Here is a 14,669-nt window from a genome sequence, read left to right as displayed (position 1 = left end):
GCTGGTCGGCACGTAGGCTGGCCCCGGATTCGGCGACCACGCCGGTGAGGGCGGTCGGCGCCGGACGACGGAAGAAGGAGGCGGCGTCGGATGGGCGGAGAGATTCTGCGCTGGAGCGCATACCGCAGCATGCCGTGGAAGAACGGCGGCGGTATGACCCGGGAGGTCGCGTCGGGCGCCGTAGAAGCGCCCCTGGCCTCGGCGGAGCCCGCGGACGGCTTCGACTGGCGGGTGAGTATCGCGGATGTGGACGCGGGCGGCTCCTTCTCCTCCTTTCCCGGCATCGACCGCGTGATCACTCTGGTCGAGGGCGAAGGCATGGTGCTGACCGTGGACGGGACCCCGCAACCGGTTGGGCCGTTGAGCCCTTTCGCCTTCTCCGGCGACGCGGTGACGGACTGTCGGCTGGAGGCGGGCGCGGTGCGCGACATGAACGTGATGACCCGTAGGGGCCGGGCGACGGCACAAGTCCGGATCGTCACCGTCGCCGCCGCACAGGCGGCGGAGATGCCGTGCGCCGAGGGCGAGACCCTGCTCGTCATGGCCGCCACGGAAGGGATCGCCGTCGGCGGACCGGACGGGCGGGAGACCGCACTCGGCCGTCTCGACTTCGTACGTCACGAAGGCCCGGGGGCGCTGACGCTAGGGGGCGACGGCACGGTGGCCGAGATCAGGGTCACGGCGGCGCGCTGACGGTTGGAGCCGGGCGGCGGCTCCTCCTCGTCCGCCGCATCCTGAGCGCCTGAGTGGCCCGGGGGTGTTGGGCGGATCACGGATCCAGCGTCCCCCACGAGTTGAGACGAGACGAGTCGTCTTATATAGTGCGTGCATGGCTTTCTTCTACTTTCTCTGAGTCCGGGCACGGCCGACGCCGCCGTTTCTGCTGCCCGTAGACCCTTCGCATTCCCAGGGAAAGTCACATGCGCGAACGCGCCCATACAGCTGTGCCCGCTGCCGTGGCACAGCTGTCCGTCAAAGACGTCACCAAGTCCTACGGCACCCGGACCGTCCTCGACCAGGTCAGCTTCACCGTCCGCCCGGGCGAGAAGGCCGCCGTCATCGGCGAGAACGGCTCCGGCAAGTCCACCTTGCTACGGCTCCTCGCCGCAGCGGAGATGCCGGACATCGGGGAGATCACCGTCAGCTTCCCCGGCGGCACCGGCCACCTCGCCCAGACCCTCAACCTCGACCCCGACTGCACCGTGCAGGACGCCGTCGACCTCGCGCTGGCCGAACTGCGCGACATGGAGCGGCAGTTGCGCACGGCCGAAGTGCACCTCGGCGAGGCGTCGCAAGAAGAACTTGCCGCGTACGGCGAGCTGCTGATCGCGTACGAGGAACGCGGGGGATACGAGGCGGACGCCCGCGTGGACGCCGCCCTGTACGGGCTCGGGCTGGCCGGGATCACCCGCGACCGCGTGCTCGGCTCGCTCTCCGGCGGCGAACAGTCGCGGCTCGCGCTCGCCTGCGTGCTGGCCGCCGCCCCGGAGCTGCTGCTCCTGGACGAGCCGACGAACCATCTCGACGCGGCGGCCGTGCGCTGGCTCGAGGAGCACCTGCGCGCGCACCGCGGCACCGTCGTCGCGGTCACCCACGACCGCGGCTTCCTGGAGCGCATCGCCACCACGATCCTCGAGGTCGACCGGGATGCCCGCACGGTGCACCGGTACGGCGACGGCTGGGCCGGCTACCGCACCGCGAAGGCCACCGCCCGACGCGGTGCGGAGCAGCGGTACACGGAGTGGGTCGAGGAGGTGGCCCGTATGGACGAGCTGCTTGAGGCCGCCGGGAAGCGCCTTGCCACCACCGGCAAGGACCCGCAGCAGGGCTTCGGCAAGCACCGCCGCTCGCACGAGGCGAAGCTCGGCGGACAGGTGCGCTCCGTCCGGGAGCGGCTGGCGCATCTGCGGCGCAACCCGGTGGCGGCGCCGCCAGAGCCGCTGCGGTTCAGCGCGGCCCTGTCGACGGCGGACGACGACAACACTCCTTCCGACCATCCGTTGGTAGAGCTCGACGGCATAAGCGTCGGCGAACGCCTGCGTCTGGACGGACTCCTTGCGATCGCGCGAGGGCAGCGGCTGCTGGTCACGGGCGAGAACGGGGCCGGCAAGACGACGCTGCTGCGCGTCCTGACGGGCGACCTGGAAGCGGACACGGGCGCGGTGCGCCGACCGGCTCGCATCGGTTACCTGGCGCAGGAGCTCCCCGCGCGCTCCACACGGCTCCCGCTGCTCGCCGCCTTCGCGGCCGGGCATCCCGGGCTACCGGAAGAGCACGCCGATCAGCTGCTTTCGCTGGGCCTGTTCCGTGAGCAGGATCTGGACGTCCCGGTCGCGGCACTGTCCGCAGGGCAGCAACGGCGCTTGCAGATCGCATGCCTGGTGACCCGGCCCGCCGACCTCCTCGTACTCGACGAGCCGACGAACCATGTCGCGCTCGACCTGGTCGAGGAACTGGAGGCGGCGCTCGCGGCGTACCCAGGGGCGGTGGTCGCGGTCTCGCACGATCGCGGCTTCCGCGAGCGCTTCGAAGGGGAGCGGCTGGAATTGCGCCGCGGCCGCAGAGTCGTCGAGGGAGAACCTCGACCTGCCCCACCGCCAGACATTCACCTGGGAACGAGGGAGCCATGACCGATTTCGTGACACCACAGCACATCGCCCGCCGCACCTCCGCCGCAGTGGACGCGGCTGTCAAAGCAGGGCGGGACATGGGGCTGGCGGTGGCGGATGCCACGGTGCTCCATGACCTCTTCTCCGTCGTGGTGCACCTGGCACCCTCACCGGTGGTGGCCCGGATTCCCACCGTCCTGCCGCACCGGGAAGGGCTGGATTCCCTGGCGCGCCGCCAGCGTGCGGAACTGGACGTGGCCCGGTGGCTCGCAGACCAGGGAACCCCCGTGATACCTCCCAGCCCTCTCGTGCCACTACGTGGCGAACTCCAAAAGCGTTGCGGACCTGCACGCCGCGATGCGCGCATACCCGGGCCGTCTGTCGTTTCTGTCCGCAGCCGATCCGCAGTTCATTGGGGAAAGCCTTGATCTGCTCGACAAGTTCCCCGGCCTCCTCGGTGCGGCCGAGCTGGACCGCGCACGCCGCGAGTGGCAGGTACTGGAACCCTTCGTACGCTCACGTACGGCGTTCGAGGCGGCGTTCCCCGGGATCGAACTCCAGCCCATCCACGGCGACTCACCGCCCGCGAACATCTTCTCCGGTGTGGACGGGGACCTCTACTCCGACTTCGAGCTGGTCACGCTGGGCCCCGTCGAGTGGGACCTCGCCGCGCTCGGGCCCGTCCACGAATCCGCCTACAACCGGGGCGCGCAGCGCAATGGCACGAGACCGCTGAACGAGGATGTCCTGGGCTTCGTGAACGCCGTGGGGATGCTGCGTACCATCGCCGCCCTCACCCTCACGCCGCAACTGCCCGAGCTTGCGGGGTATCTCAAGCCGGGCGTGCGGCTGCGTTCCGCCGGCCACGAGGTGACTCTGGCCACCCATGAGCGATTCGAACAGGCGGTGACCGCCCACGGACTCGGCTTCCGGGTCCTGCCCGTCGATCCGCGCCAGGAGCTGGCCTCGCAGGTCGGCCAGGGGCTGGCCAGAGCAGTCAGCCCGCCCGTGGCCATGGCGCGCGTGGCACGTATGGCACGGGCGTTCATGCCCCGGCTGACCCGTGGCGTGGCAGACGCCGTACGGCAAGGTGCCGACGTCGTACTGAGTTCCACGGTCACCGACCCCATGTGCGCCGCGCTCGGCGAGGCGTTGGGGCTGCCGAGCATCGGGGTCTACCTCCAGCCGGTCCAGCCCACGGGCGCCTTTCCGCCGATGCTCACCGGCGGCCGCTCGTTCGGATCGCACGGCAACCGCCTGGCCGCCTATGCCCTGTGGGCCGGCACCGACCACATCTTCGCCCCCGCCGTCGGCGCCCTGCGTCGCGAACTGGGCCTGCCGCGCCGGAGGTTCGGCGGCATGCTGGGCCTGCCACACGGGCGCGATGTCCTGCACGGCTTCAGCCCGCGCGTCGTCCCTCGCCCAACGGACTGGCCCCAAGGACACGAGGTCTGCGGATACTGGTGGCCCCAACCCCCACCCGGCTGGGAGCCCGATCCGCGGCTCCTGGACTTCCTCGACGCGGGCCCGCCACCCTGCTTGCAGACGCCATGAGCCGTGCGAAGGTACGCGGCATGATCCAGGCCGGCTGGAGCGGCCTGCACGCCGAGAGCGACGACCTGATCACCGTGCAAGAGGTGCCCCACGCCTGGCACTTCCCCCGGACCGCTGCCGTCATCCACCACGCCGGTGCCGGCGCCACCGAGGCCGGGCTGCGCGCAGGAGTCCCCTCCGTCCCCGTCCCGGTCCAGCTGGACCAGCACTTCTGGGCCGCCCGCCTCCGCACCCTGGGCGTCTCACCGCGCCCCCTGCGCTACCAGCACTTGCCCATCGAGCGACTCGCACCCTCTGGCAGATTGCGTTGATGTCGGCGCCGAACTCGTCGGCGAGCTGGCGCAGTACGAGGACACCTCAACTGAAGGCCGCCGACCCGAAATCGACGTGGAGCCACATTTCCTCCAATGCCTGGCGCTATTGGCTCTCCAGCCATTGCGGTACGGCGCTACCGCAATGGTTTAAGGCGAATGCCAAACCTGGACGTGACACCTGTGGTTCGTGCGGTCCGTAGTTTCGGTGTCGACCAGTTCCGTGCGCACGGACGGAACAGAAAGCACGGCACGTAAATCGGGGATATGAGAATGCCCTGAAACACCGTCAGGAGACGATCGGCAGACGGCCCGGAAACTGAGCATGGGGCCGCGGGCCGCCCCTCGGTAAAGGGCGGCCGGTAGCGTCGGCGTCCATGAACCGCGCTGAACTGAGCGATGGCGTCGAGGACTTCGGCCGCCTGGCGGCTCTCGTGGAGGAGACGGGCGAGCGTGTGACCGTCACTGAGGACGGCACCCGGGGGAGCGTGCTCGCCGGATCGACTTCCGGTGTTCCGGCGCTGCTGGATGACGCACCATGGGGCACAGGGCGGGTGACACCGCCCCGGGGGTGTGCCGGATCGGTACCGAGGGCGTCATGGGCGAGGAGCAACGGTGGACGAGTTTCAACCGGAGGCAACGGCCGCGGAGATGCGGGAAGCGGTGCGCGCGTTGCTGTCCGTGCTGGAGCCGGAGCAAGTGCGCGAGCTGCGCGCGGGGCCCGCCCGGCTGGACGCGCCCGAGCTGCGGGAGTGGACGTATCTGCCGGGCCCACGCCCTGGGCTGCCCACCGAGGGCCTGGGCGGACGGCAGCGCGAGGCGGTCGATGCGCTGCTGGCCACGGCACACAGCGCAGCGGGAGCGGAGCTGGCGCGCGGGGCGATCGAGGTGGAGCGGCACCGCCGCGCCACGCTCGGCGCCACGGGTGCCGACCGCTACTGGGTGCGGCTGCTTGGCGACCCGGACGGCGACGGTCCGTGGGGCTGGCGGATGAACGGCCACCACCTCGCCGTACACGTATTGATCACGGCGGCAGGGATGCGGGTGACGCCACACTTCATCGGCGCGGAGCCGGCGCGCATTACGGACGGTCCGCAGGCCGGCCGCAGACTGCTGGGACCGGAGGAGGATCTCGCCCGGGAACTGGTCACTGACCTGGACGTCGGCCGAGGGGCAAAGGCGGTCTTCGCCGCCGCGCCGCCGGACGACATCTTGACCCGCGCCGACCCCTTCGCCGATCCAGACCTGCTGCCGACCGGCCTCCCGTACGGCGACATGACGCCCGGTCAGCAGCGGCTGCTTGAACGCTTGGTACGCCGCTACCTCGACCGCGCGCCCGCGGCGTACGCGCAGAAGTGCTGGTCCGACGCCGTGGCGCGTGGACTGGACGCCCTCTCATTCGCCTGGGCGGGCGGCAGCACACCCGGCGACCGGCACTACTACTGCGTTCGGGCCCCGGACTTCCTGATCGAGTACGACAACACCCAGGACGACGGCAACCACGCCCACTCGGTCTGGCGACACGTCCGCCACGACTGGGGCGCCGACCTGCTGCGCGCGCACTACACGGAACAGCACGGGTAGCTGAGCACTTGGTCCGGCCTCAAGACAGGCCGGAGCCCCGGACACATGGCGTGCCGGGGCTCACAGCGGACGAGACGGGGTGCGGTCTAGTACGGGCCGTTCACGTTGTCGATCGAGCCGTACCGGTTGGCCGCGTAATTGCAGGCGGCGGTGATGTTGGCGACGGGGTCGTAACTGTCCATCGACGTGCCGGGCACGTGGTAGGCCTCGAACGTGGGGGCGATGACCTGCAGGAGCCCCTTGGACGGGGTTCCGGCGACAGCGTTGGAGTCCCAGTTGTTGATGGCCAGCGGGTTGCCGGAGGACTCGCGCATGATGTTGCGGTGGATGCCCTCGTAGGTGCCGGGGATGCCCTGCTGGGCCATGATGTCCAGCGACTCCTTGATCCAGCCGTCGAGGTCGTTGGTGTACGACTTCTTCGCCGGGGCGGCGGCGGGCTCGGCGGCGGACGTGCGCTCGGAACGGTCCGCCCGCTCGGCGGACGTCCTGGAGGCGGCCGACTTCTCCGCGGGCTCGGCGGAGGCCTTCTTGCCGAGGGTGAGCTTGAGACCGGGGTGGATCAGCCGCGGGTCGTCGCCGAGGGCGCTGCGGTTGTCCTTGTACAGCTGCTTCCAGCCGCCGCTCAGGGAGTGCTCTCGGGCGATCTTGGAGAGGGAGTCGCCCGCGACGACGACGTAGGTCTTCGGGGCGGCGGGCTTGGCGGCCGTGCTGGTCTGCGCGGTGCTGGCCTGCGCGGCGCCGGCGGAGGTCGCGCCGAGCACCGGGAGAACGAGCACGGCCCCGCCCGTGCCTGCGGCGGCGATGCCCCGGGTGAGCGGGCTGGACTTGGGACGGCGGTGCTTGCCCTTTGCAGGCATGACGAATTCCTCTCCGTCGCCTACGAGGTGAGCTGTCGGGTTCGGACGGGAGATGTCCGGACGCACTGTGAATGCGACTTCACCCCGAGCCGATCCGGAATCCGGATCGGCGGCTTACCTGGGTCCCCCGCTCCTGCCGTGCGTATGTGAGTGGGTGGGAGTGTTGCCGGACGGCGGCAGGATTCGGCGTTCCATCCGGATTGACGGTGACGTTATGCGAGAAAGCCCGGAAGGAACAAGGCGCGAATTCGAATAGGGAATACGAGAGGCCTGTCCTTGGCGACCAGAATCCCTCGCCTCCTTTGATCGAATAGCCCAACTTTCCTTGCGTAGAACGGAACTGCGCTCGGCGGCTTTCACGGCCGTGATCGCCGGTGTGAGCCATTTCACTGAATTGGGCACAGGTTTGGTTACGGCTCGACGGCGTATCAGAGCGTGTTATTTGGTGTGAGTGACCCGCAATAGCGACAGAGTTTCATTCACGCCATAAACAAGTTAAAGAAGCAACTTTCGTGGCAAACTTGGACATAGTGCGGAGGCTGCTCACCTCCCTAAAACGGTCATTTCGCCGCCTGGTGCGCGCGAACCGGCCTGCCGCGACCGCCCCGCCCGTGCGCGGTGACGCCGCAGCGACGATCCGGTGACAGCACTTCATTAGCGTCGGTCGAGCCCGGTGACCGCGAGTGCTCCGCTCGGACACGGCACCGGAGGAGTTCGCGGGGGAGGGGGCAGACCGGTGGCCGAGCCCGAGGCCGAAGTCATCGTCCAACTCCGTACGCCGCCGCGTCCGGCGACGGCGGGCACCGCGGATGTCTGTGATGCCAGGGACGTCCAGAGCCTTCTGGAGCGGCGGTTCGGTGTCACGGCGGAGCCGTTGCACCCCGGTGCCGACGACCCGGCCCTCATCGGATGGCAACGGGTCGCCGTCCCCGCCGGCATGGACGCCGAGGCCGTCGCCACGGCCCTGCGTGGCCACCCGGCAGTCGAGGCCGCCTATGTGAAACCACCGGCGGACCTTCCGTAACGTGGTGAAGGAGTCAGCTGTGCCACAGCGATCAGGTGCGGGGAACAGCCGGGGGAACGACCGCCCGGCTCCAGGATTTGAACCACTCTTCGGAAGCCCCGAGTTGGTGTGCATCACGCGCGCCGACGCCGGGGTACGCATCACCCCGACCGGAGCGACCGCCGCCGCGGACATCTCCGTGAGCGAGCTCGATGCCGTGGCGGCCCTGGAGGACGTCACCTTCACGCCGCTGTTCGGCGCGGACCAGGAGAGGCTGCGTGCCCAGGCCGCCGCTCCCTCGGAAGGCACCGCGGCCGACGACACCACACTGGAGATCCTCGACCGGATGGGGCTCTTCTTCCATGTCGACGCTCCCATCGACCAGTTGGACGCGCTGGCCGAGCGGCTCCGCGCCTCGGACGCCGTGGAGGGCGCCTACGTCAAGCCCGCCGCCACCCTCGCCGTCCCCGAGGTCGTACCGAAGAAGGAGAGCGAGGAGACCGAGCTCCCACCGCTCAACGACATGCAGCCGACGGGCGCCGACGCGCCGCCCGTGACCCCGGACTTCACCACCCGACAGGGCTATCTCGACGCGGCCCCGGGCGGCGTCGACGCACGCTACGCATGGACCCTGCCGGGCGGACGCGGCGCCGGCGTCCGCGTGATCGACTGCGAGTGGGGCTGGCGCTTCACCCATGAGGACCTGCGCCTGAACCAGGGCGGCATCGTCTCCGGCACCGGCAGCACGGACACCGACCACGGCACCGCGGTGCTCGGCGAAATCGGCGGCGACGTCAACGCGTTCGGGATCACCGGGATCGCGCCGGACACGGTTACCAGCGCGTCTGCCTTCTCGATCCCCACGGCCACGGCGATCCGGAACGCCGCCGACCGCCTCGGCCCCGGCGACATCATCCTGCTGGAGATCCACCGCGCGGGGCCGCACGCGACCGGCGTCGGCCAGGTGGGGTACATCGCCGTCGAGTGGTGGCCGGACGACTACCTGGCCATCCGATACGCCGTCAACAAGGGCATCACCGTCGTCGAGGCCGCGGGGAACGGAGCGGAGGACCTGGACCACGCCGACTACGACACCCCGAGGGCGGGCTTCCCCTCCTGGTGGCGCAACCCCTTCCGGCGCACCGCGCTGGACGCCGGCGCCGTGATCGTCGGTGCCGGGGCGCCGCCGCCCGGCACCCACGGCCGCCAGCACGGCCCGGACCGGTCCCGCCTCGACTTCTCCAACTACGGCGCCTGCGTGGACGCGCAGGGCTGGGGACGCGAGGTGACCACCACCGGCTACGGCGACCTCCAGGCAGGCACCAACCAGGACTTCTGGTACACGGACCGGTTCAGCGGTACGTCCAGCGCCTCACCGATCGTCGTGGGCGCGCTGGCGAGCACGCAGGGCGTTCTGCGCGCGAACGGCCGTATCCCGCTGTCGCCCTCGCGGGCCCGGCAGCTGCTGCGCTCCACCGGCTCACCGCAGCAGGACGCACCCGGCCGCCCGGCCACCCAGCGCATCGGCAGGCGGCCCGACCTGCGCCAGCTCGTCCCGGCTGCCCTCCAGACGAGCAGCTGGGTCGGCGTCCAGTTCCGCGGCACCCTCGCCGGGAACCGCACCGGCCGCTGGTTCACCTTCAACTGGCCCGCCCACTGGCATGTGGTGTGGACGGTCGTCCCGACCAGTCCGCGCACCGGAGCCCCGCAGATCGGCTGGAAGGTCCGGGTCGAGCGGGCCAACGACACATACGCGACGTACTGGATCGACGTGACCAACCTCGTGGCCGACTCGGTCGACTTCGAGGCCCGGTTCGCGGTTCTCGGATGGTGATGCGCGGCTCTAGCGGTTCTCGGACGGTGAGAGGAAAACGACGATGCGAGTAGGCACACAGTTCACCGGAACACTCAACCCCGGCCAGACCGGGCGCTGGTTCACCTTCAACTGGCCGCAGGGCTGGCACGTCATCTGGTACTTCATGCCGACGACACCGCAGACGGGCAGCCCGCAGATCGAGTGGGAGACCGAGGTCGAGCGGGCCACGGCCACGACGGTCACGTACTGGCTGACGGTGAAGAACGTCGGCAGCACCCAGATGAACTTCGAAGGCCGGTACGCGGTTCTCAACTAGGCGGGGGGAACGGCCATGAAGGTGCACATCACGGTCACGGAGGACACGGGCGCGGCCCCGTCGGCCGGACCGGAACGGCAGCTCTCCGTGGCACGGGAGACCGCCACCACGGGCGCCGTAAACGCCGGGCCCGCCCCCGCGGCGGGAGCTGAACAGGCCACGGCGACCGGCTCCTTCGTCACCACCGAAACGAATTCGGTACGTCCGTCAGGGTCCGTCACGGACGGCGGCGAGGCCCCGGCCTGGCTCGCCGAACTCGTCCGGCTCGCCGACGCCGGACAGGTGGCCCGCCCCGGTGAGGAGCCGCAGGAACCGCGACAACCCTCGGAGGGCCTGACGATGGACGCCGGCAGCGCGGCGCCGGCTCCGGGCTGAGAGGTCGTCAACCGCCCGCAGGGCGGCGGTACGGAGGGTGACGAGCGGGGCCGTCGCGGATCACGCGACGGCCCTGTCCGCTGCGCCCGAGCAGCCGCACGGGACCAGGCCTACGCTACGCACAGGAACGGGCCTGCATACGCACCCTCTCCGCGGTACGGCTATGCGTGCGCCTCGTCTGGTTCTCCGCTGGGTTCCGCAGCTGCGGCTCCCTGTCGAGATCGGGTTCGCGTGCCCCAGCGTTCAAGCGATGGGCCGACGGCGCCCAGAGCGGCGAAGAACGCGCCGAGGAGCAGCCAGCCGGCCGTGCCGAGGCCGAGCACGACGGTGGTGAGGATGGCGGGAGCGAGCGCCTGGCCCGCGCTGAAGCCAAGCCCGAGAAGCCCTTGGTACTGGCCTTGGGCATGGTCCGGTGCCAGGCCGAAGCCAAGGGCGAAGCCGGCCGAGGACTCCCATATCTCCCCGAGGCTGTGGACGAAGATCGCTGCGACCACGAGGCCGGCTGCCGCCCACACGGGAGCGTACGCGGCCAGAGCCATCATCGGACAGCTGAGGAGGAAGAGCAGTCCTGCCGTGCGGAACGCTTTGCCGCCATCGTGAGGGGTTTCGATGCGGGATCCGATTCTGGTCTGCAATAGGACGCAGACTCCAGAATTGATCGCGGATACCGCGGCCACCGTCCAGCGCGGTGCGTCCGTGTGCTCCGAGATCCAGATCGGCAGCAGCAGGGACACCACCGGGTATTGGAGCCCCATCGCACCGTAGAGGGCTGTGAAGGTCACGAACGGACGGTCGGTGAGAGCGATCCAACGGCGTTGTTGCGAAGGTGCCGCCAATGCCCTGTAGTTGGGGAGCAAGAACAGGAGGAGGGCACACAGCGCAAAGCTGGCCGCGTTGCCGAGAATCAACACGAGGTAGGCAGTACGGGAATTCGCCGCAACCGCAAAGCCGGCACCCACGGTTCCCAGGACGACGCCCAAATTCACGTACGTACGGAGCCTTGCCCTGAACAGCGCCGGGCGGTCAGTACCGACCCGGGCCACGAGGGCTCCCCAGGCCGCGCCGCCGACGGCTGCGGCAAGCTGGTCAACGGTGGCGATGACGGTGAGGGCAGCCCAGCTCTCGACAAGCACGAGAGCGGACATCGCCACTGCTTGAACCGTCAAAGCGAACATCATGATCGTACGCGGCCCACGTCGATCGGCCAGGTGACCTCCGGGGATCCCCGCGAGCAGCCCGATCAAGCCGGCCACAGTGAGGGCGGCACCCACCTGCACTGCCGGTAGATCCACGACCAACGTGAAGTAGAGCGCCGACGCCGTGTTGAAGAGCCCATTGCCGACCCGGTTCACGAAGCTGGCCAGGATCAACACACGCTCTGACCTGTCACCCCGCATCATGCGAGCTATTCGGCCGGGCGATCTCCCCTTGATCATGGGCGCAGGCTAGCAGCGGTCGCACACACCGTCAGTGGTGCGAAGTCGTAGGCCGCCGTCCACAACACCAGCTCCGTGCCCTTTAAGGGCCATCTCGGGAGCTGGGTGGCTGTGTCAGTGTCTTCGGATCTTCTTGATCAGTGTCGTCGAAAGTGATGTCAGTGGGCGTCCGGGCGGCAACGTTGTAGCTCGGGGGCTGGCCTGTCGGTCACGAGTTCGTCTGCGATGAGCCGTCCGACGGTGGGTGCCAGGGTGATGGCGGAGTGCATCACGGCGACGTAGACGGATCGATGGTTTGTTGCGTAGCCGATGACGGGTCCGTGCACGGGCATGGGGCGTCTGCCGGTGCGATACCCCAGCAGGCGGCACTGGTCGCCTCCTTGGAAGGCCGTCTTCAGGTGTTGGAGCGCGTCTTGAGCGGCCTGCTCAAGCGCTGCTGCCGTGCCTTCAACATGCGGCACGACCAGCAAGAGGTCGCCGTCCCGTACCTCTCGGACCTCGAAATCAGGACTGGCCACGATGGTCTTGACCAGGCCAGGCGGTGCTGTGACCCGCGCGAGAGTGGCCGGGGAGGCGGTAATGGCGAGGTCGGCCGATAGGGGCTCGCAGAGCTTGGGGACGTTGGTTCCGGCCGTGAGCACGATGGTGGCGGCGGCGTGGAGCCCGGTCGAAGTCAGCACCCCCTCGACGCGTCTGTTGGTCACTTGCAGGGAGGTGACGGCGGTTTCGTAGAGCACGGTGGCTCCGTGGGCGCCGGCGGCTGCTACGAGTGCGTGGGCCAGGGCCGTTGGGTCGACGCCTGCGTCGCTCGGGGTGTGGATGGCCTGGTCGGGTGGGTGTCGGAGGTTGGGTTCCAGGGCTGCGATGTCACGTGGTCCGATGCGGAACTGGCCTGGCCCCGGCCGTGAGTCCTGCGCCGGTGTGTCGGCCAAGGACAGCGAGCCGGTCCGGCGGACGGTGACATGGGGCAGTTCGTTCTCCAGGCGTCGGTAGTCCGCCAGGACATGCTCGCTGAGATCTTGTGCTCCGCCGGGCCAGCGGCCTCCCGAGCTGCGGATCCAGGCGAAGGAGTCTCCGGTGACCCCGGTGGCCGGTGCAGGTCCCTGCTCGAGCAGGGTGACCGGGATGCCCCGACGGGCCAGGTGGTAGGCCACTGAGGAGCCGACGATTCCCGCCCCGACAACAACAACGGCTGACATGAGGCCCTTCGCGATAGGTCAACGACCGTTCAGGCTGTGGCTGCAGCCCTGGAGCCACAGTCGGGTCACTGCCGGGATGGCGCAACGGGATTTGCTGCGAACCGTCTCCGCATGTGGTAGCGCGTGCGCACGGGGTACCTGGTGCTCGCGACGGCACAGGGGCAGGCCGGGCCGGGCCGTACACTCCCGAGGATGCCGATACGACGCGTCACCAGCAGGGTTGCTCTCGTCGCCGTTGTCGTGCTGCTCGCCGGGTGTGGCACGCAGGGGCCGCAGGCGGCCGATCCGGCGCCGAGTGGCTCCCGTCGTACCGGTGAAGCAGCCGCCCACCGGGCCTGGGCGTACGAGTATGTCTCCGACGCCGCCCCCGTCGGCAATCGGGTGCTCGACATCGCCGCCGTGTCCCGGCGCGAGGCCTGGGCCATTGCGGAGCTGCACGATTCCGGCGGCTCCGGCCCGCGGATGCAGATGCTCCGGTTCGACGGCTCACGGTGGCAGCGGTACGACCTGGCCTCCGATCTCCGTGACGCGCTCGGCACCGGCACGCTCAGTTCGCCGGCCCTGCACGCCGGCGCGGGCAACGCCTGGCTGTTCGCGCGCGCCGGCAACGGGCCGGGCACGTTTTCCACTCCGATCGCCGCCCGGTTCGACGGCACCCGTTGGCTGGCCGTCGCGCTGCCCAAAGGAAGCGACATGACCGGCGTCGCGGTGCTGGGGCCCTCGGACATCTGGGCGCTCGGGCAGCCCAGGCAGCAGACGGCCTGGCACTGGGACGGGCGCGGCTGGACCGCCACCCGGCTGCCGCTGGAGGCACGGGCCATCACGACGCAGACCGCCGGCGGGGATCTCCGGGTGGCCGGGAACGTTCCCAACCCGCAGGCGGACAAGGCGGATGAGCCGGATCCGGACCACCCGAAGCCGCGCCCCCTGCGGCTCGCGGCCGCGCGATGGGACGGGCGGCAGTGGCGCGAGGAGCGGATGCCGGACGTCGAGACGGGGGACGGGAGGTTTCCCGGCTGCCGGACGCAGGTGCAGACGCTCGTCGCGCGGGGAGCCGACGACGTGTGGGCCATGGGGATCGAGTACGGCCCGTACACCGGGACCAGATACGCCCCTCCGGGCGACCGCCCCTGCGCTCTGCACTGGGACGGCGAGGGGTGGAGCAGATCGGATGCACTGCCTGCGGGGGTGCTCGACGCCAAGAGGGTGCGCGGCGGGAACGGGAAGGTGGGCCGCATCGCACGGCCGCCCTACGTCACCGGGATCACCGGGAAGGTCACCGAGGTCGACAGGAAACAGGTGTTCCGGCTGGCCGAGATCGCCCCGGTTCCGGGGACCGGTGAGGCATGGGGCGTCGGCACGGCCGAACTCGGAGCGTCCGGCGACGCGAACTTCAGCCGCGCCGTGATCGTGCGATACCGGCCCTAGCTCAGCTCTCACCAACTCGCCATCCCGCCGCGGCCTCGGCCCGCTGCTGCCACTGCCGTCGCGCCTGTTCCAGGGCCGCGAGATGAAGGCGTCCCTATGACAAGGCCGTCTCCTCCCAGCGTGATCGCAGCTGTTCCCACAGGGACGGGATGGACGCGGCGCCGCATGTCAGGATGACGAC

The 14,669-nt window shown here is 69.9% G+C and carries 13 protein-coding genes and 1 riboswitch; of the genes, 10 read left to right on the top strand and 3 right to left on the bottom strand.

All coding sequences use genetic code 11. From position 1 onward, the window contains the following. Positions 1–90: 90 nt before the first annotated feature. From AB0O76_RS42270 to AB0O76_RS42250, 5 genes are all read left to right on the top strand, one after another. Positions 91–693: a HutD family protein gene (locus tag AB0O76_RS42270; RefSeq protein ID WP_365502770.1), complete on the top strand. Its 603-nt coding sequence runs from the start codon at positions 91–93 to the stop codon at positions 691–693. A gap of 227 nt (positions 694–920) precedes the next feature. Continuing rightward, entirely contained in the window at positions 921–2,630 is a 1,710-nt protein-coding gene (abc-f, locus tag AB0O76_RS42265; RefSeq protein ID WP_365502768.1) for a ribosomal protection-like ABC-F family protein, read from the top strand. A gap of 297 nt (positions 2,631–2,927) precedes the next feature. Continuing rightward, complete coding sequence (locus tag AB0O76_RS42260; RefSeq protein ID WP_365502766.1) at positions 2,928–4,163, top strand: hypothetical protein; 1,236 nt, start codon at positions 2,928–2,930, stop codon at positions 4,161–4,163. Further along, positions 4,160–4,474, top strand: a complete 315-nt coding sequence (locus AB0O76_RS42255; protein ID WP_365502764.1) for a nucleotide disphospho-sugar-binding domain-containing protein — start codon at positions 4,160–4,162, stop codon at positions 4,472–4,474. Before AB0O76_RS42260 ends, AB0O76_RS42255 begins: the two co-directional genes overlap by 4 nt. 615 nt (positions 4,475–5,089) lie before the next feature. Next, positions 5,090–6,058: a DUF3500 domain-containing protein gene (locus AB0O76_RS42250; RefSeq protein ID WP_365502762.1), complete on the top strand. Its 969-nt coding sequence runs from the start codon at positions 5,090–5,092 to the stop codon at positions 6,056–6,058. An 86-nt stretch (positions 6,059–6,144) separates the two neighbouring features. On the opposite strand, the gene AB0O76_RS42245 is transcribed toward AB0O76_RS42250, so the two are convergent. Then, positions 6,145–6,915, bottom strand: coding sequence for a transglycosylase SLT domain-containing protein (locus AB0O76_RS42245; protein WP_365502760.1), 771 nt, complete (start codon positions 6,913–6,915; stop codon positions 6,145–6,147). A 4-nt stretch (positions 6,916–6,919) separates the two neighbouring features. Beyond that, positions 6,920–7,114: riboswitch (cyclic di-AMP (ydaO/yuaA leader) on the bottom strand. 537 nt (positions 7,115–7,651) lie between these two features. Here AB0O76_RS42245 and AB0O76_RS42240 point away from each other — a divergent pair. From AB0O76_RS42240 to AB0O76_RS42225, 4 genes are all read left to right on the top strand, one after another. Then, entirely contained in the window at positions 7,652–7,939 is a 288-nt protein-coding gene (locus AB0O76_RS42240) for a hypothetical protein (protein ID WP_365502758.1), read from the top strand. 106 nt (positions 7,940–8,045) lie between these two features. Next, positions 8,046–9,752: a S8 family peptidase gene (locus tag AB0O76_RS42235; RefSeq protein WP_365502756.1), complete on the top strand. Its 1,707-nt coding sequence runs from the start codon at positions 8,046–8,048 to the stop codon at positions 9,750–9,752. 43 nt (positions 9,753–9,795) lie between these two features. Next, entirely contained in the window at positions 9,796–10,050 is a 255-nt protein-coding gene (locus AB0O76_RS42230; protein ID WP_266874330.1) for a hypothetical protein, read from the top strand. Between the two features lie 15 nt (positions 10,051–10,065). Then, the gene (locus tag AB0O76_RS42225) at positions 10,066–10,425 is read left to right on the top strand and encodes a hypothetical protein (protein ID WP_365502754.1); all 360 of its coding nucleotides are present in this window, start codon (positions 10,066–10,068) and stop codon (positions 10,423–10,425) included. A 161-nt stretch (positions 10,426–10,586) separates the two neighbouring features. On the opposite strand, the gene AB0O76_RS42220 is transcribed toward AB0O76_RS42225, so the two are convergent. Together AB0O76_RS42220 and AB0O76_RS42215 are read right to left on the bottom strand one after the other, a co-directional pair. Then, the gene (locus AB0O76_RS42220) at positions 10,587–11,798 is read right to left on the bottom strand and encodes an MFS transporter (RefSeq protein ID WP_365502752.1); all 1,212 of its coding nucleotides are present in this window, start codon (positions 11,796–11,798) and stop codon (positions 10,587–10,589) included. Between the two features lie 221 nt (positions 11,799–12,019). Beyond that, entirely contained in the window at positions 12,020–13,060 is a 1,041-nt protein-coding gene (locus AB0O76_RS42215) for an FAD-binding oxidoreductase (protein WP_365502751.1), read from the bottom strand. Positions 13,061–13,252: 192 nt separating this feature from the next. On the opposite strand from AB0O76_RS42215, the gene AB0O76_RS42210 reads away from it, so the two are divergent. Further along, positions 13,253–14,488, top strand: coding sequence for a hypothetical protein (locus AB0O76_RS42210; RefSeq protein ID WP_365502750.1), 1,236 nt, complete (start codon positions 13,253–13,255; stop codon positions 14,486–14,488). Positions 14,489–14,669: the final 181 nt, after the last annotated feature.

It is taken from the genome of Streptomyces sp. NPDC086554, assembly GCF_040686095.1.
Taxonomy (GTDB): domain Bacteria; phylum Actinomycetota; class Actinomycetes; order Streptomycetales; family Streptomycetaceae; genus Streptomyces.
The sequence above is the reverse complement of the archived record's forward strand: the minus strand, read 5'-3'. Positions and strand labels throughout refer to the sequence as shown.